Here is a 17,175-nt window from a genome sequence, read left to right as displayed (position 1 = left end):
GCGGCGAGCGACCAGAGCGGCGGCACCCGCCGGGACACGCGAGAAAAGCGGTGGGAAACTGTCGGTGGGCGGTGATAGAAAACAGGTTCGATACACCTCCGCCAGCCGCCTCGGGGAGCTTCGCCTGTGACCGCCGTCAGCACACCGGAGTTCTCCGTCTCCGGCACCCGCCACGACCACCGCGGCCCGATCCGCTGGCTGTGGTCGCATCTGCGCCGCCATGCCGTCCACCTGATGGGGTTCCTCGGCGGGTCGCTCGTGATGGTGGTGCTCAACTCCACCGTTCCTTCCCTGACCGGCGGCGCGTTCGACGCCGTGCTGGGCGAGCGGGGCGACCCCGCGGAGGCTCTGCGGCTGATCGCGCTGGCGCTGCTGGCCATCGTGCTGGCGCGCGGCGTGTTCGACCTCGTCGCCCGGCTGTCCAGCGAGGTGCTGGCCAAGCGGCTGGAACGCGACGCCCGTGACGAGCTCTACGTGAGCCTGCTGGGCAAGAGCCAGACGTTCCACAACCGGCAGCGGGTGGGCGACCTGATGGCCCGGGCCGCCAACGACATCCGGCAGCTGTCCACCATGGTCTCTCCCGGCCTCGACCTCATCGTCGACTCCGGGCTCAGCGGGATCGTGCCCCTGTTCTTCATCGGCGCGATCAACCCGCGACTGCTGCTCGTGCCGGGGATCTTCGCCGTGGTGTTCGCGGCGGCGCTCTGGCATTACATGCGGCGGCTCAACCCGGTGGCGACCCGCATGCGGGAGGAGTTCGGCGATCTCAACGCCGCGCTCAACCAGGCGGTGCGCGGCATCGAGGTGATCAAGGTGACGGCGCAGGAGGAGCAGGAGCGGCGGCGCTTCCGGTCGCACGCGCGCCGCTACCGCGACTCCTTCGCCCGCAACGGCCTGGTGCAGGCCCGCTACCTGCCGACGCTGCTGTTCGCGTTCGCGATGGCGGGAGCGCTGTGGCACGGGCTGGCGCTGCACGGGTCCGGGGTGATCAGCCTCGGGGAGCTGGTCGCGTTCATGGGCCTCATGGGCATGCTCGGCTTTCCCACGCAGATGTCCATCTTCACGTTCTCGCTGGTGCAGATCGGCATCGTCTCCTCGCGCCGGATCCTCGCCATCATGACGTCCGAGAGCGAGCTGGCGCAGCCAACCGACGGCCACGCCGCGCCCGTCACCGGCGAGATCGTCTTCGAGGACGTGAGCTTCGGCTACGACGAGGACGAGAACCAGGGCGAGGGCAAGGGCGAGCCGGCGCTGCGGGGCGTGTCGTTCACCGTGCGGCCGGGCGAGACGGTCGCCATCGTGGGCGAGACCGGCTCCGGCAAGAGCACGCTCACCAAGCTCGTCCCCCGCATCTACGACGTCACCGCGGGCCGCATCCTCATCGACGGCGTCGACGTCCGCGACTGGGACCTCGACTCGCTGCGCTCGCAGATCTCCACCATCGAGCAGGACATCGTGCTCTTCTCACGGTCGGTCGCCGAGAACATCGCCTTCAGCCTGGGCCAGCGGGCCGACCGCGAGGCCGTGGTACGGGCGGCGGAGGACGCGCAGGCGGCCGAGTTCATCTCCGAGCTGTCCGACGGCTACGACACAGTGATCGGCGAGCGCGGCGTCACGCTGTCGGGCGGGCAGCGGCAGCGCCTGGCCATCGCACGGGCCCTGCTGACCGACCCGGCGATCCTCGTGCTCGACGACTCCACCAGCGCCATCGACTCCGCCACCGAGGACCGGATCCAGCAGGCGATCGGCCGTATCCAGGAGGGACGCACCACGCTGCTCATCACGCACCGCCTCTCCCAGATCCGCTGGGCGGACAAGGTGCTGCTGCTGAGACGCGGCGAGCTGGCCGACTACGGCACGCACGACGAGCTGATCGCCCGCAGCCGCCTCTACCGCCGGATCTTCTCCCACTACGACGAGGTCGAGCTGGACGGCGAAGACCTGAACCCCGGAGACCTGAACCCCGGAGGGGTGGACGGCGGAGGTGTGGACGGCGGAGGGGTGGAGCTCGACGCCGGAGGGGTGCTGGAGGAGAACGGCCAGGCGATGGCCGGCGAGCAGGGAGGGGTGCGCTGATGGGGTTCATCATGGACGGCCTCGACGCCGAGGACTACGACCGCACCTACGGCGACCGCGAGCTGCTGCGCCGGATCCTGTCGTACTTCCGGCCGAAGCTCGGGGCGATGGCGCTGGTCGCCGCCATGATCGTCCTGGGCTCGGCGAGCCAGGCCGCCATGCCGCTGGTGGCGAGCTGGGGTCTCGACGCCATCGAGGACGGCACCATCGCCGAGACCGGCTGGCGGCTCACGCTCGGCCTGCTGCTGGCGGGCGGGCTCGGCTGGGTGTTCAACTTCGTCCGCCAGTGGCACAGCTCGCGGGTCACCGGCGACGTCGTGCTGCGCCTGCGCGAGGACGCGTTCGATGCCGTGCTCCAGCGCGACCTGTCGTTCTACGACGAGACGCCGTCGGGCCGGATCGTCAGCCGTGTCACCTCCGACACCGACGACTTCGCCACGGTCTCCACGCTGACGATGGACCTGATCAGCCAGGTGCTGATGGTCGGGCTCGTGACGGTCATGCTGTTCCTGCGCAGCGTCGAGCTGGCGCTGCTGACGCTGCTCGTGGTGCCCGTCGTGGTGGGCGTCGCGCTGCTGTTCCGGCGGATCGCCCGGACCAGCACGCGCCGGGCGCAGCGGTCGCTGAGCCGCGTCAACGCCAACCTGCAGGAGACCATGGGCGGCATCGCCGTGGCCAAGAACTTCCGGCAGGAGCGGCAGGTCTACGACGAGTTCCGGCCGATCAACCAGCAGAGCTACCGGGTGACGCTGGGACAGGGCTTCGTGTTCTCGTCGATCTTCCCGGTGCTGTTCCTCGTGGCGGGGCTGGCGACGGTCGCGCTGGTGCAGCTGGGCGGCACGGCGGTGCTGGGCGGGCGGCTGTCGGCCGGCGACTGGTACCTGTTCCTGCAGGGGGTGGCGCTGTTCTGGTTCCCGCTGACGTCCATCGCCGCGTTCTGGTCGCAGTTCCAGCAGGGGCTGTCTGCGTCGGAGCGGGTGTTCGCCCTCATCGACGCGCCGCCGCGGGTGGTGCAGAGCGACGCGCGCGACGTCGGCCGTTTGGCGGGGCGCATCGAGTTCGAGCGGCTCACCTTCGGGTACGACGCGGCCACTCCGGTGCTGCGCGACTTCGACCTGGTGATCGAGGCCGGTGAGACGGTCGCGCTGGTCGGTCACACGGGCGCCGGCAAGTCCACGCTCAGCAAGCTGATCACCCGGTTCTACGAGTTCCAGGAGGGCCGCCTGCTGATCGACGGCCAGGACATCCGTACCCTGGAGCTCGGCGCGTACCGCAGGCAGATCGGCGCGGTCCCGCAGGCGCCGTTCCTGTTCAGCGGCACGGTCGCCGACAACATCCGCTACCCGAGACCCGAGGCGACCGACGAAGAGGTGCTGGCCGCCGCGGCGGCGGTCGGCGGCGGCGACTGGGTCGAGGCTCTGCCCCACGGGCTGGGCACCGACGTGGGCGAGCACGGCCGCGCCCTGTCCATGGGGCAGCGGCAGCTCGTGGCCCTGGCCCGGCTCCTCGTCCAGGACCCGGCCATCGTGGTGCTCGACGAGGCCACGGCCAGCGTCGATCCGCTCACGGAGGCGCAGATCCAGGAAGGTCTGGACGTGGTGCTGGCCGGCCGCACCTCGATCGTCATCGCGCACCGGCTGTCCACGATCGAGCATGTGGACCGCATCATCGTCCTGGACCACGGCCGGATCGTGGAGGAGGGGGACCACGCGACGCTGCTGGCGCGCGGGGGGCGGTACTGCGACGTGTACAACACGTACTTCCGCCATCAGTCCCCCCACTACCGCGCCGGCGAGGGCTTCGTCCCCGTCACGGCCCAGTGACGGCGCGGTCCAGTGACGGCGCGGTCCAGTGACGGCGCGATCCAGTGACGGCGCGATCCAGTGACGGCGCGATCCAGTGACGGCGCGATCCAGTGACGGCGCGATCCAGTGACGGCGCGATCCCGTGACGGCGCGATCCCGTGACGGCGCGGTCCAGTGACGGCGCGGTCCAGTGACGGCGCGGTCCAGTGACGGCGCGGTCCACCCGTCCGCGTCGTGAGCGCCGTGACTGTCGGCGAGCGCGACCGGAGCCTGCTTGCGATGCGCTCCCGGCTGAGGTGAAGACCAGCACGGCCGCCAACCGTAGAATCCGGCTTCGTGGATCTTGTCTCGCACGCAGGCTTACTGGCGCAGGTCATTCCTGCCGTACTGATCGCGATGGTCGTCGAGTTCCGCGCGGTGCACGACACCTGGCGCAGCGTGGCTCAGGAGCACGCCAAGAATCGGCCGCAGGCCGAGCGGCAGGAGCTGGCGCGGCTGATACCACGACAGATAGCCGCACAGCTGGGCGTCATGCTCGTGCTCGCCCTGCTCGAAGTGGCGGCGCTCGTGGTCGCCGGGGGACGCTCCGGACCCCTCAAGCTGGCCGAGTGGATCGTGCGGGAGCGGGTCGCGGTGTTCGTACTGGCCGCGGGACTGGCCCTCATCCTGCAATGGGGGGCGCTGGCGCTCATGCAGAGCTACCAGCGGGCGGGGCTCATCCTTGACGAGGATCGGCGCAGTTTTCACTGGGTGCTGCGCATGCTGCTGTACGCGACCATTTTCGGGGCGGCCTGGCTGACGTTCGGTTGAGCCGCCAAGCACGTCTCCGGCCGCGACCGGCGGTGCGGGAGCGGGCACCCCCGATGCGGCGGTTCGAGAGCCTGCGCCCCGGGTGCGGCGGTTCGCGGCCGACGCACCCGGATTCGTGGGCTCAGCGGACGGTTTCGCCGTCCTCCAGGGTGAGCAGGGTGAGCTCCGAGCGGTCGGGCAGGCCGTGCCAGTCGCCGTCGGACGCCACCGCGAACGCCCCCACCGTCACCCCGCGCCGCACCCGCTCCCCCAGCGGCAGGCCCTCCAGCAGGCCCGACAGGTAGCCCGCCACGAACGCGTCGCCCGCGCCGACCGTGTTCACCGCTGGGACCCGCAGCGCCCCGGAGGCGGCGTGCTCGTCGCCCGCCCACGCCTCCGCGCCCGCCGCGCCGTGCTTGACGACCACCTCGCCGATCCCGGCCGCCAGCAGCGCGGCCGGGCCCCCTTCGGTGACCAGGGGCAGCTCGTCGGCCGAGGCCACCAGCACGTCCACGTACGGCAGCAGGTCCGTCAGTGCCCGCGACGCCGTTTCGCGGTCCCACAGCCTGGCCCGGTGGTTGACGTCCAGGCACACCCGGACGCCGAGCTCGCGGGCCTGCCGTACGGCGTGCGTGACCGTGGCCGCGGCATCGGCGCCGAGGGCCGGGGTGATGCCGGTGACGTGCAGCATCCTCGGCCGCTCCGCCAGAGCGGCCGCGGCGTCGGCGGGCGTCAGGCGGGAGCCCGCCGAGCCTGCGCGGTAGTAGTGGACCCGCGTGATGGCCGCCACCCTGCGCTCCTGGATGAGCAGGCCGGTCGGGTGGTCGGGGTCGGTCCTGGCGGTGTCGACGTTGACGCCCTCGGCGCGCAGCGTGCGCAGGACGAGGCGGCCGAGCTCGTCGTCGCCCACGACCCCGGCCCACCGGACGGTGTGGCCGAGCCGGGTCAGGCCGATGGCCACGTTCGCCTCGGCACCGGCCATCGAGAGCTCCAGGCTGCCTCCCAGCCGCAACGGCCCGCCCCCGTGCAGCGACGCCATCGCCTCCCCCAGCGTGAGGAGGTCGATGAGCGGAGGTGGGCGCACGTCGGCGAGTGTGCCCACCCTCTCCGTGCAGACCGCCTCGGCGTCCCGGCCCACAGGCACGACCTCGGCGTCCCGGCCCACGCGCACAACCTCAGCGTCCCGGCCCACGCGCACAACCTTGGCGTCCCGGCCCACGGGCACGACCTCGGCGTCCCGGCTCACGGGCACGGTCTCGGCGTCCTGGCGCTCGTGAGCCGTCATGGCGTCTCCGTCCGCGGGGCCGTCATGGCGTCGCCGTCTCTTGGCGGAAGTGGCGGGCGCGGGTGCGGAGGGCGTGCAGGTCGCCGCCGTGCGGGGCGTCACCTGTGAGGGGCGAGCCGACGCCCACCGCCGGTGCCCCCGCCTCCAGGTACGGGCGGATCTGGTCGGCCGTCACCCCGCCCACCGGCACCAGAGGGATCGACGGGTACGGGTCGCGCAGCGCCGACAGGTAGCCGGGGCCGCCCAGCGAGGCGGGGAAGACCTTGACACCCGTGGCGCCCGCCTCCCACGCCTGCCAGACCTCCGTGGGCGTCAGCGCTCCGACCAGGGCGGGAACCCCCAGGGACAGGGCGCGGGCCGCTCCTGCGCTCAGTGCGGGCGTCACCACGAAGCGCGCCCCCGCCGCCAGGGCCGCGTCCGCCTCCGCCTCCGTCAGTACCGTGCCCGCCCCCAGCGTGACGGACGGGCCCAGCTCGGCGTGGACGCGGGCGATGACCTCCAGCGCCCCGGCGCCGCTCAGCGACACCTCCAGGACGTCGATCCCCTCCTCGACGAGGACGTGCGCGGTGCGGACCGCGGCCTCCGGGTCCCGGCCGCGCACGATGGCCAGCAACCGCCGCGCGCGCAGAACGCCCAGGAGATCCAGGACGTCCGGAGCCGCGGAAGGAGTCCGGTGGATGCCGGGGGTGCCGTGGTTGTCAGGGATGTTGGGGTTAGCGGGGATGGTGGGGTTATCGGGGATGTTGGGGTTGTTGGGAATGTTGGGGTTGTCAGGGATGTCGGGGTCGGTCATGTCACCACTCCGCCATTGAGCCGTCTTCGTGCCGCCACACCGGGTTGCGCCACGCGTGCGGGTGCCGGTCCGCGTCCCGTACGGCCCGCTCGTCCACCACCACCCCGAGCCCCGGCAGCGACGTGCGGTGGGCGTGGCCCGCGGTGAAGGTGAACGGCGCCGGGTCGAGCACGTAGTCGAGGAACTCGGTGTCCTGGTGGTAGTGGATGCCGGCGCTCTGCTCCTGGATGAGGAAGTTGGGCGTGGCGAAGCCCACCTGGAGGCTGGCGGCCAGGGCGATGGGGCCGAGCGGGCAGTGCGGCGCGATCTGCACGTCGAACGTCTCCGCCAGCGCGGCGATGCGCCGGACCTCCGAGACGCCCCCGGCGTGGGAGAGGTCGGGCTGGGCCACCGCCAGGCCGGAGGTGAGCGCCGGCAGGAAGTCGGAGCGTGAGTAGAGGCGCTCCCCGAGCGCGATGGGCACCTCGGTGGCGGCGGTGAGGTCGCCCAGCCGGTGCAGCAGGCCGGGGGCGAGCGGCTCCTCCACGAACATGGGATGCAGGGGCGCGACGGCCGCGATGATGCGCCGGGCGTCGGCCGCGGTGGCCCGCCCGTGCAGGTCGATCGCGAAGTCACGGCCGGGGCCGAGGGCGGCGCGGGCGACCTCCGCGCGGGCGACGACGGCGGCCAGGTCCGCGCCGGTGACGGGACGCGGCAGGAGGCCGGAGCCGTTCATCTTGACGGCGGTGAACCCGGCCTCGACCTGCTTGTCGATCTCCTCGCGCAGCTCGCCCGGGTCGTCGCCGCCCACCCACGCGTACACGCGGACGCGGTCGCGGACCGGGCCGCCGAGCAGCTCGTGCACGGGCGCGCCGTAGTGCTTGCCGGCGATGTCCCACAGCGCCTGGTCGAGGCCGGCCACGGCGCTGGACAGGACGGGGCCGCCCCGGTAGAAGCCGCCCTTGGTGAGCACCTGCCAGTGGTCCTCGATGCGCAGCGCGTCCTGGCCGACGAGGTACTCGGCGAGTACGTCGACCGCGGCGCGGACCACCTCGGCCCGGCCCTCCACGACCGGCTCGCCCCACCCGACGACGCCGTCGTCCGTCTCCACACGGCAGAACAGCCACCGCGGCGGGACCAGGAACGTCTCGATCCTGGCGATCTTCAAGCCTGTCCCCTCCGGCCCTTCACGTTCCGCTCCCCCACCGTCGTCTCCTCACGAGCCGGCTCACAAGAGCCCCTCCACGTCGCGCCATGCCTTGGCCAGCAGGTCGCGCATCGCCGCCTCGGCCGCGCCGGCGTCGCCGCGCCTGATCGCCTCCAGCACCGCCAGGTGGCTCGGCACGGGGTCGTCGCTGCCGCTGGAGGCGTGCACGAGCCGGTCGCGGCCGGCCAGTCCGGCGCCCATGACGACGTCCATGCGGACGAGCAGCTCGTTGCCGCCGGCCGCGAGCAGCGCCCGGTGGAAGTCGAGGTCGGCCTGGACGGGGTCGTCGGCCGCCGCCATCCGCTCCAGGGCCTGCTCCAGCTCCTCCAGTTGCCGGGGCGTGCGGCGCCGCGCGGCGAGCCGGGCGACCGACGGCTCGACGATCGAACGCAGCTCGTGCAGGTCGTGCAGGAATCCGGGGTCGGGGCGGCCGGCGAACTTCCACCGGATGACGTCGCCGTCGAGGAGGTTCCAGTCGACGCGGGGCCGCACGTGGGTGCCGAGCTTGGGCCTGGCCCCGATGAGTCCCTTGGCGGTGAGCACCTTCATCGCCTCGCGCAGCGCCGTGGAGCTGACGCCGAGCCGCTCCTGGAGGGCCACGACGTCGAGCGCGTCGCCCTCCTTGAACTCGCCGCCGAAGATCATGGCGGCGATCGCCTCGACGGTCTGCCCGTGCAGGCCGCGCCCGCTGTAGGCGGCCATCACGCCGACTCCTTCACGATGCTCCAGCCGCCGTCGGCCGTGAGGCAGGCCCCGGTGACGAACGACGCCTCCTCGGAGGCGAGGAAGGCGATGACCGAGGCGACCTCCTCCGGGGCGCCGAACCGGCGCAGCACGGTGGCGCGCACGCTGTCGGCGCGGCCCCGCTCGTCCACCCGGTCCCACGCCTTGGTCATGATCGGGCCGGGCAGCACGCAGTTGACGCGCACGGCCGGGCCGTACTCGACGGCGAGCTGCCGGGTGAGCGCCGTCAGCCCGCCCTTGGCGGCGGCGTACGCGGGATGGCCCGGCAGCCCCACGACGGCGTGGACCGAGGAGGTGATGACCATGGCGCCGCCGGTGGCGGCCATGGGGGGCAGCAGCCGGCGGGCGGCCAGGAAGGCGGCGGTGAGGCCGACGCCGAGCTGCCGGTTCCACGACTCCAGGCTCGTCTCGTGCGCGGGCGCGACCTCGGCGACGGCGGCGTTGCTCACGATCACGTCGAAGGGGCCCCGGGCGGCGACCCGGTCCCAGGTCTCCTCGGCGGCCACGTCGCCGCGCAGGTAGCCGGCCCCCTCCACCGTCCCCTCGGGGGCGACGTCCACCACGAGCACGGACGCGCCCTCGTCGGCGAGCCGGCGGGCGGTCGCCGCGCCGATGCCGGAGGCGCCGCCGGTGACGACGGCGCTGCGGCCCGCGAACCGGCCGCTCACTCCGCCTCCCCGACGGCGACGACGGCGACGTCGAGCGGGGCCAGCTCGGCGCCGGCCGCGCGTACGGGATGGTCGTTGTGGTTGAGCAGGAACACGTGGCCGCCGCGCCGGACCGCCTCCACGCCGGCGGGCAGGCCGGGCAGGACGGGCTCGACGCCGGCCAGGCGCAGGGTGTCGCGGACGAGGTCGCGCATGACGTGCTCGCCGGGGCGGGTGCCGAGGTAGGTGGCGCTGCCCCGGCCGTAGGCGTGGCGGGTGACGGCGGGCAGGCCCGCGAGCGGGCCGTCGGTGTAGGCGGCCAGGACCGCGGCGCCCTCGGGCACGATGTGGTCGGCCCACAGGTCGGCGCCGCCGCCGGTGGACAGGCCGAGCCGCTCGCCGTCGCTCAGCGGCCAGAACTCCTCCACGCGCAGGCCGAGCAGGTCGCGGAAGGCGCCGGGATGTCCGCCGGGCCGGATGCGGTCGCAGGCGTCGGCGATCCCGCTGAAGAACGACATCAGCAGGTGGCCGCCGTCCTCGACGTACCGCCGCAGGCCCTCGGCCGCCGCGTCGTCGCACAGGTAGAGGTTGGGCACGATCACCAGCTTGTACGAGGACAGGCCGGCCGCGGGCGGGACCACGTCGACCGTGACGTTCTCGTGCCAGAGCGGCGCGTAGTGGGCGCGTACCCGCTCGGGCATGCGCAGCTCGGCGGGCCGGGCGTCGAGCTCCAGCGCCCACCAGTTGGCGTGGTCGAAGACGACGGCCACCTCGGCGGGCACGCGGGTGCCGGCCACGCCGTCCAGCCCGCCCAGCTCGGCGCCGAGGGCGGCGGCCTCGCGGAAGATCCGGTCGTGCGGGCCGCCGTGGGAGACGACCGCGGAGTGGAACTTCTCCGCGCCGCCCAGCGAGGCCCGCCACTGGAAGTACATGACGGCGTCGGCGCCGCGGGCCACGGCCTGGTGGCTCCAGAGCCGGTTGAGGCCGGGCCGCTTGGGCCGGTTGGGCGGCCGGTAGCTGATGGCGCTGGTCGCGGTCTCCATCATGAGGTACGGCCGGCCGCCGCCGAGCGAGCGCATCTGGTCGTGGAAGAACGCGGCGTCGACGGCGGCGGCCGGGTCCTTCGGCTCGGGGTAGAGGTCGAGCGCGACCAGGTCGAAGTCGGGGGCCCAGGAGGCGTAGTCGGCGACCGGCTCCCACATGCCCATGATGTTGGTGGTGACGGGCACGCCGGGGGTGAGCTCGCGCAGGACGGACCGCTCGGCCCGGTAGCAGGCGAGCAGCGCGTCGGAGCTGAAGCGCCGGTAGTCGAGCTCCTGGGCGGGGTTGCGCAGAGTGGGCGCGGTGCGGGGCGGCAGCACCTCGGCCCAGTCGGTGACGCGTTGCGACCAGAACGTGGTGGACCACGCGGCGTTGAGCCCGTCGAGGTCGCCGTAACGCTCGCGCAGCCAGCGCCGGAAGTCGTCGGCGGAGACGTCGCAGTAGCACTCCTGGACGTGGCAGCCGTACTCGTTGCCGACGTGCCAGAGCGCGAGCGCGGGGTGGGTGCCGTAGCGCTCGCCCATCCGCTGCGCGAGGCCGGCGGCGGCCTCGCGGTAGACCGGCGAGCTGGGGCAGTAGTGCTGGCGCGAGCCGGGCGACAGGCGCACGCCGTCGCGGTTCACCGGCAGCGTCCCGGGGTGGAGCCGGGACAGCCAGGCGGGCGGCGAGGCGGTGCCGGTGGCCAGCGAGACGGCGATGCCGGCCTCGCCGAGCAGGTCCATGACCTCGTCCAGCCAGCCGAAGTCGTACGAGCCGGGCGCGGGCTCGACGCTCGCCCAGGAGAAGATGCCGAGCGTGACGACGCTGACGCCGGCCTCGCGCATGAGGCGGACGTCCTCGCGCCACACCTCGGGCGACCACTGCTCCGGGTTGTAGTCGGCGCCGAAGCCGATCCGGTCCTTGAGCACGGGCAGGATGTTCAACCTTTGACGCTCCCTGCGGTCAGGCCGGCGCGCCAGAAACGCTGGAGCGAGGCCATGGTGAGGACGAGGAGGAGGGCGGACACGGCGGCTCCGGTGACCGTCAGCTCGAAGAAGGCCGGGTCGCGGAAGGTCTGGGAGTTCCACAGCGCCAGGCCCAGCGTGACGGGGTAGAGCCGCTGGTCCGACAGCATGACGAGGGGCAGGAAGTAGTTGTTCCAGATGCCGATGAACTGGAACAGGAAGATCGTCACCAGCGCCGGGCTCATGATCTTCAGGCCGATGCGGAAGAAGATGCGGTACTCCCCCGCCCCGTCGAGCCGGGCCGACTCGAGCAGCGCGTCTGGGATGGCGGCGTGGGCGTGGATGCGGGCGAGGTAGACGCCGAACGGGCTGACCACGCTGGGCAGCAGCACCGACCAGAACGACCCGGTCATGCCGGCCTCGCTGAAGATCAGGTACGTGGGCAGCGCCAGCACGGTCGAGGGCACCAGCACGCCGGCCAGGACGAGGTTGAACAGCGCCTCCCGGCCGCGGAAGGGGTACTTGGCCATGGCGTAGCCGGCCGCGGCCGACAGCAGGGTGGCGGCCAGGGCGCCGAGGCCGGCGTACAGGAAGCTGTTGAGGATCCAGCGGCCGAACAGGCCGTCGCCGGTGCCGAACAGGCGGCCGAGGTTGGCGCCGAGCTGCGGGCGCGGCGACCACAGGCCGAACGTGCCGAACAGGTCGGCGGTGCTCTTGGTCGAGGCGACGAGCACCCACACGACCGGCAGCAGGAAGTAGACGGCCGCGGCCAGCAGCAGCGCCAGCACCACCACGGTGGCCGGCTTCGGACGATGGTTCACCACGCCCGGTTCCCCTTCCGGTTGACCACGCGCAGGAAGCCGAACGAGATCACGAACGCCATGACGGCGATGAGCGTGGCCTCCGCCGAGGCGAGGTGGATGTTGGCCTGGCCGAACGCCTGGTTGTAGGCGGCCAGGTTGGGCGTGTAGTCGCTGTTGATGGCCGTGGTGAGCGGTTTGAGGATGAGCGGCTCGACGAAGAGCTGGAGCGTGCCGATGAGCGTGAACACCGTGATGAGGATCAGCGGCGCCCGCACAAGCGGCACCTTGACGTGCCAGGCGATGCGCAGCTCGCTCGCCCCGTCGACGCGGGCCGCCTCGTACAGCTCCTGCGGGATGGCCTGCAGCCCGGCGATCAGCACCAGCATGTTGTAGCCGGCGAACTGCCAGGTGGCGATGTTGGCGATGGACAGCAGGATCGTCTGCGGCGACAGGAAGTCGTGCGGCAGGCCCGCCGCGGCCAGCACGTCGATGAGCGGGCTGGTCTGCGGCACGTACAGGAAGCCCCACAGCAGCGAGGCGATCACGCCCGGCACGCCGTACGGCAGGAAGAACGACACGCGGAAGAACGCCCGGAACCGGGCCCGCGCCGAGTCGAGCAGCAGGGCCAGCGCCAGGGCGGCGACCACCATGACCGGCACCTCGACGAGGCTGAACACCAGCACCCGCCCGATGCTCGCCACGAACGCCTCGCTGGTGAGGGCGGCGGCGTAGTTGCCCAGGCCGGCGAACTCCAGCACCGGCTCGGTCAGCCCGAGGCCGCTGCTGGTGAGCCGGAAGAAGCTCTGGTAGACGGCGTAGCCGATCGGCGCCAGGTAGAAGAGCGCGAAGGCGACGAAGAACGGCACGACGAAGACCGCCACGTGCGCCCGGGGACGGCGGGGGCGCCGCCGGGACGTTCCCGTCGTTCCGGTCGTGCCCGCCGGTGTCCGCTGCAGCACCCCCGCCACGGTCAGCCGCCCGTCACGACGCTCAGGCCCTTGGCCTTGAGCTGCTCGACCATCGCCTGCTGGGTCTTGGCGAAGGCGTCGGTGAGGGTGCCCTGGCCCTGCACGGCGGCCTTGGCGTTGTCGGTGAGGCTGGCGTACAGGGCGTCGCTCACCGGCGGCCAGCGCCAGTCCGTGGTCACGGCCGCGTCGGACTCCTTGAAGACGTCCCAGATGTTCTGGCCGCCGTAGAAGGGGAAGACGGTGTCGTCCTTGTGCAGGTTGGTGACCTTGCTGGTGTCCTTGACCGACGGCCAGCCGTAGCCGGCGGACAGCAGCGTGTTGACGCTCTGCGGGTCGCTGTTGAGCCAGACCGCGAACTCGGTGGCGGCGGCGGGGTTCCTGGTGCCCTTGAGTATCGCCGAGGAGGAGCCGCCGCCCCAGCTCGCCGAGGTGAACCCCGTGGCGCCGGGCCACTGCGGCATCGGGGCGACGGCCCACTTGCCGGAGGTGCCGGGGGCGTTGCCGCGGATGATCGCGTCACCCCAGGAGCCGCCGATCCAGCCTACGATGCCGCCGGTCTGCAGGTCCTTGTACCAGGCGTTGGACAGGTCGGCCTCGGTCTTGAGCACCTTGTCGTCCAGCAGCTTCTGCCAGAAGGCGGCCATCTTGCGGGTGTCGGGGTTGTCGATGGTGACCTTCCAGGAGTCACCCTCGGTGCCGAACCACTGCTGGCCCGCCTGCTGCGCCAGGGAGATCAGCCACGGCGCCTGGTTGGCGGCGAACGTGGAGATGTAGGCGTCCTTGTCCTTCTTGCGGATGGTCGCGGCGGCCGCGGCGAAGTCGTCCCAGGTCTTGGGCGCCTCGATGCCCCACTTGTCGAACAGGTCCTTGCGGTAGTAGAAGCCCATCGGGCCGCTGGCCTGCGGGATCGCGTACACCTTGCCGCCGAAGACGCCGGTCTGCCACTGCCAGTCGACGAACTTCGCCGCGTCGTCCCCGGCGTACTCGGTGACGTCCTGCAGCGCGCCGTTGACGAGGAACGAGGGCAGCGAGTCGTAGCCGACCTGCGCCACGTCGGGGGCGTTGCCCGCCTTGACCGCGGCGAGCATCTTGGCGTATCCGCCGTCGGGGCCGGGGGTGATGGTCTCCAGGTTGACCTTGACGCCGGGGTGGGAGGCGTTGAACTGGTCGACCGCCTTCTGGATGTCCGGCACCCACGACCAGAACGTGAGCGTCACCGGCTTGGCCGGATCACCGCTCGCCCCGCCGCCCGCCGGCGTGCCGGCCGGCTCGCCGCCTCCGCCGCACGCCGCGGCGAGGCCGATCGCGGCGGCCGCGGCCGCGATCCTCGCCGCCCGGGAGATCTTCGATCCCATGCTGACTCCCTTCCAACGGAACGCCTGACCTCGGGTTCCGGCTTGGTGGGAGACATTATTGGTATTTTATTAATAATGCAATGGCGTTACGTGACCGTTTCCGGGAAGGGCGCGCCGGCCCTCCCCGGAGGCCGCGACGGTCACTCGTCCGGCTTGAAGGTGAAGGTCGAGGGGGCCTTGAAGGAGGGGCCCGGCTTGCCGTACACGAGCGAGATCTGCTCGTGGGCCTTGACCACGATGGCGGCGGGGTCGCCCGTGACCGGGACCCCGTTCACCGCGGCGGTCAGGGTGTGGCCGGCGTCGGTCCTCAGGGAGCCGAGCCGGCTCGCCGACAGCGTGACGCCCCACTGCTTGAAGAGCTGGCCGAGGGTGAAGACCTCGCCCTTCGTGTGCGGCTCGACGTGGATGACGCCCCGGTCGTCGTGGGTGTGCAGGGGCGACATCTCCTCACCCACGATGCCGATGTCCGCCGGAACCTCGACCTCGTCGCCGTCGACGAAGACGCTGAGGTGGGCGTGGTAGTGCTCGGCGTGGCCCATCGGTCCGTGGGTCAGGCCGGCGGCCCGGATGCCGGGCAGCGGGTCGGCGGGTACGGGCCAGGGCGGCGTGCCGCCGTCCACGGGGCGGGGGGCGTGGGCGCGGGCGTACTGGAAGACGGCGACGCCGCCGGCGGCCAGCGCGACGACGGCCAGGGCCGCGACCAGGACGCGGGCGCCGCGGCGGCGGGTGGCGCCGCTCTCGTCGGCGGCGGACGCGGCGGGGTCCGTGTCGGGCTCGGGAACGGGCTCAAGGGCGGTCTCGGGAGGATCGGCGAGCCGCTGCTGCTGGTGAATCGCCTCGGGTGACATGGGCCCATGATGAGCGAGGAGGCGCGCCGCGGGGATGGGCCGCGCACAGGCCGGATCCGGCCGTCTTTACCTGCCACCGGACCGGGGTCCCCCGGTCGCGGCCCGGGGTTGGGGTGCCGGACGGCGCCGAGCCTGGGATGATCGGTACGAGCGGGTGACATTCCGCTCGGAACGGAGCCCGGATGAAAGTCATCGTCTTCGGCGCGACCGGCATGGTCGGGCAGGGCGTGCTGCGGGAGTGCCTGGAGGACGACCGGGTGGAGTCCGTGCTCACGGTGGGCCGCGCCCCCACCGGGCGCTCACACCCCAAGCTGCGCGAGGTGACGCACGCCGACCTGCTCGACCTCACCCCGATCGAGGACGACCTGGCCGGCCACGACGCGTGCTTCTTCTGTCTCGGCGTCTCCTCGGCGGGCATGAGCGAGGAGGACTACCGGCGGGTCACGTACGGGTACACGCTGGCCGCGGGCACCGCGCTGGCCCGGCTCAACCCCGGCTCGACCTTCGTGTACGTCTCAGGCGCCGGGACCGACGCGGGGGGCCGGGCGATGTGGGCGCGGGTCAAGGGCGCCACCGAGGAGGCGCTGCTGGAGCTGCCGCTGGAGGCGTACATGTTCCGGCCCGGCTACATCCAGCCAGTGCACGGGGCGACGTCGCGGACGCGGTGGTACCGGCTGGCGTACGTGGTGACGGCGCCGCTCTTCCCGATCCTGAGGCGGGTGTTCCCGGCGAGCGTGACGACGACGGAGCGGATCGGCCAGGCCATGATCACGGTGGCCGCGACCGGGGCCCCCGAGCGCATCCTGGGGCCGGCCGCGATCAACGCCCTGGCCGCGGCCCGCACCTAGTGCCGCATCAGGCAACGTTCGCCCTGTCGACCACGGCCCGTAGCCGTTGATCGTCGGCGTGACGGTTTCGCCAGATGATGTAGCGACGATCATGCTGCCCTGCTCCATGTGGCTGGCGTGGTCGGTGCCGTCGAGGGTGAAGTAGCGCAGGGCGGTGAACTGGGCCTCGATGCGGTTCAGCCACGAGCCGTTCGTAGGCGTGTAGGCGAACTCGACGTTGTTGGCCGCGGCCCAGTCGCCGACCCGGCCGTCCTTCTTCGTGGTCAGGTGCGGGGAGAAGTTGTCGAGCACGATCGCGATGTGGATCTTCGGCGGGTAGAGGCTGCGCAGGTAGCGGCAGAACTCCAGGAACCTCGTCCGGTTCGTCTTCGGTTTGATGTGGCCGTAGAGCTTGTCTTTGCCGAGGTCGTAGGCGGCGAACAGGTGCCTGGCCCCGTGCGGACGGGTGTAGGTCGCCCGCCTGCGGGGCCTCGGCTCCCGGTCGGGGTCCTTGTGCCGTCCTCCGCGCTCGGCCCACTGTCGGCCGGGGTGGGGCTGGAGGTTGAGCGGGCCGAACTCGTCCAGGCATAAGACGACTTCGGGTTCGCCGTGGTCGGGTATGACCTCGCCGTCGGCGATCGCGTAGAGGTGCTCGACGCGGGCTTTCTTGGCGGCGTAGTCGGGATCGCGGGAGGTCTTCCAGGTCTTCATGCGTTGAAACGACACGGCCTCCTCGCGGAGCAGGACCCGAAGGCCCTCGTGGCTGATGTCGTCGACCACCCCCTCGGCGACCAGGAAGTCGGCCAGCTTGGCCAGGCTCCAGGTCGAGAACGGCAGACCGTGCTCGGCCGGCCTGGACTCGGCGATCCTCTTGATCTCGCGCCGCTCGGGCAGGGTGAATGTGCTGGGCCGACCGCCTTTGTACTTCGGGTAGAGGGAGCCGAAGCCATCGGCGTTGACGTTGTGGAGCACATCCCGGACCCGGTCCGCGCTGGTGAACGTCACCTCGGCGATCTTCGCCACAGGCATGCCCTGCGCGGACAACAGCACCATCTGCGCCCGCC

14 protein-coding genes and 1 pseudogene are annotated in these 17,175 nt (G+C 72.2%); 4 read left to right on the top strand and 11 right to left on the bottom strand.

What is annotated here, in order from left to right:
• Positions 1-126: 126 nt before the first annotated feature.
• From ABZS51_RS09565 to ABZS51_RS09555, 3 genes are all read left to right on the top strand, one after another.
• The gene (locus ABZS51_RS09565) at positions 127-2,076 is read left to right on the top strand and encodes an ABC transporter ATP-binding protein (protein WP_355438138.1); all 1,950 of its coding nucleotides are present in this window, start codon (positions 127-129) and stop codon (positions 2,074-2,076) included.
• Positions 2,076-3,899, top strand: a complete 1,824-nt coding sequence (locus ABZS51_RS09560; RefSeq protein WP_355438136.1) for an ABC transporter ATP-binding protein — start codon at positions 2,076-2,078, stop codon at positions 3,897-3,899. The genes ABZS51_RS09565 and ABZS51_RS09560 overlap by 1 nt, the downstream gene beginning before the upstream one ends.
• Before the next feature lie 318 nt (positions 3,900-4,217).
• Positions 4,218-4,691, top strand: a complete 474-nt coding sequence (locus ABZS51_RS09555) for a hypothetical protein (RefSeq protein ID WP_355438134.1) — start codon at positions 4,218-4,220, stop codon at positions 4,689-4,691.
• 121 nt (positions 4,692-4,812) lie between these two features.
• Here the strand turns inward: ABZS51_RS09555 and ABZS51_RS09550 are convergent, their stop codons facing one another.
• The 10 genes from ABZS51_RS09550 to ABZS51_RS09505 all read right to left on the bottom strand — a co-directional run bounded on the left by ABZS51_RS09550 (position 4,813) and on the right by ABZS51_RS09505 (position 15,284).
• Complete coding sequence (locus ABZS51_RS09550; RefSeq protein ID WP_355438132.1) at positions 4,813-5,955, bottom strand: sugar kinase; 1,143 nt, start codon at positions 5,953-5,955, stop codon at positions 4,813-4,815.
• 22 nt (positions 5,956-5,977) lie between these two features.
• Positions 5,978-6,748 (bottom strand): bifunctional 4-hydroxy-2-oxoglutarate aldolase/2-dehydro-3-deoxy-phosphogluconate aldolase, encoded by a 771-nt coding sequence (locus ABZS51_RS09545; protein WP_355438130.1) that lies wholly within the window; start codon positions 6,746-6,748, stop codon positions 5,978-5,980.
• 1 nt (position 6,749) lies between these two features.
• On the bottom strand, positions 6,750-7,895 hold the full coding sequence (dgoD, locus tag ABZS51_RS09540) for a galactonate dehydratase (RefSeq protein WP_310712406.1): 1,146 nt from the start codon (positions 7,893-7,895) through the stop codon (positions 6,750-6,752).
• Positions 7,896-7,955: 60 nt separating this feature from the next.
• Positions 7,956-8,636: a FadR/GntR family transcriptional regulator gene (locus ABZS51_RS09535; RefSeq protein WP_355438216.1), complete on the bottom strand. Its 681-nt coding sequence runs from the start codon at positions 8,634-8,636 to the stop codon at positions 7,956-7,958.
• Positions 8,636-9,346, bottom strand: coding sequence for an SDR family oxidoreductase (locus tag ABZS51_RS09530; RefSeq protein ID WP_355438128.1), 711 nt, complete (start codon positions 9,344-9,346; stop codon positions 8,636-8,638). The genes ABZS51_RS09535 and ABZS51_RS09530 overlap by 1 nt, the downstream gene beginning before the upstream one ends.
• A complete protein-coding gene (locus ABZS51_RS09525) occupies positions 9,343-11,289 on the bottom strand; it encodes a beta-galactosidase (RefSeq protein ID WP_355438126.1) in 1,947 nt (648 codons plus the stop codon). The genes ABZS51_RS09530 and ABZS51_RS09525 overlap by 4 nt, the downstream gene beginning before the upstream one ends.
• Positions 11,286-12,131, bottom strand: coding sequence for a carbohydrate ABC transporter permease (locus ABZS51_RS09520; RefSeq protein ID WP_355438124.1), 846 nt, complete (start codon positions 12,129-12,131; stop codon positions 11,286-11,288). The genes ABZS51_RS09525 and ABZS51_RS09520 overlap by 4 nt, the downstream gene beginning before the upstream one ends.
• The gene (locus ABZS51_RS09515; RefSeq protein WP_310712410.1) at positions 12,128-13,072 is read right to left on the bottom strand and encodes a sugar ABC transporter permease; all 945 of its coding nucleotides are present in this window, start codon (positions 13,070-13,072) and stop codon (positions 12,128-12,130) included. Before ABZS51_RS09515 ends, ABZS51_RS09520 begins: the two co-directional genes overlap by 4 nt.
• Positions 13,073-13,083: 11 nt before the next feature.
• Positions 13,084-14,436 (bottom strand): sugar ABC transporter substrate-binding protein, encoded by a 1,353-nt coding sequence (locus ABZS51_RS09510; protein ID WP_355438122.1) that lies wholly within the window; start codon positions 14,434-14,436, stop codon positions 13,084-13,086.
• A 140-nt stretch (positions 14,437-14,576) separates the two neighbouring features.
• Positions 14,577-15,284 (bottom strand): hypothetical protein, encoded by a 708-nt coding sequence (locus ABZS51_RS09505; protein WP_355438120.1) that lies wholly within the window; start codon positions 15,282-15,284, stop codon positions 14,577-14,579.
• 182 nt (positions 15,285-15,466) lie between these two features.
• Between ABZS51_RS09505 and ABZS51_RS09500 the strand changes: the two genes are divergently transcribed.
• The gene (locus ABZS51_RS09500) at positions 15,467-16,132 is read left to right on the top strand and encodes an NAD(P)H-binding protein (RefSeq protein WP_355438118.1); all 666 of its coding nucleotides are present in this window, start codon (positions 15,467-15,469) and stop codon (positions 16,130-16,132) included.
• A gap of 201 nt (positions 16,133-16,333) precedes the next feature.
• On the opposite strand, the pseudogene ABZS51_RS09495 reads toward ABZS51_RS09500, so the two are convergent.
• Positions 16,334-17,140, bottom strand: a pseudogene (locus ABZS51_RS09495) (IS630 family transposase); the annotation flags it as partial.
• Positions 17,141-17,175 lie beyond the last annotated feature (35 nt).

This window comes from Nonomuraea sp. NPDC005501, from assembly GCF_040605905.1.
Classification (GTDB): domain Bacteria; phylum Actinomycetota; class Actinomycetes; order Streptosporangiales; family Streptosporangiaceae; genus Nonomuraea.
This window is presented reverse-complemented; position numbering and strand designations above follow the sequence as displayed.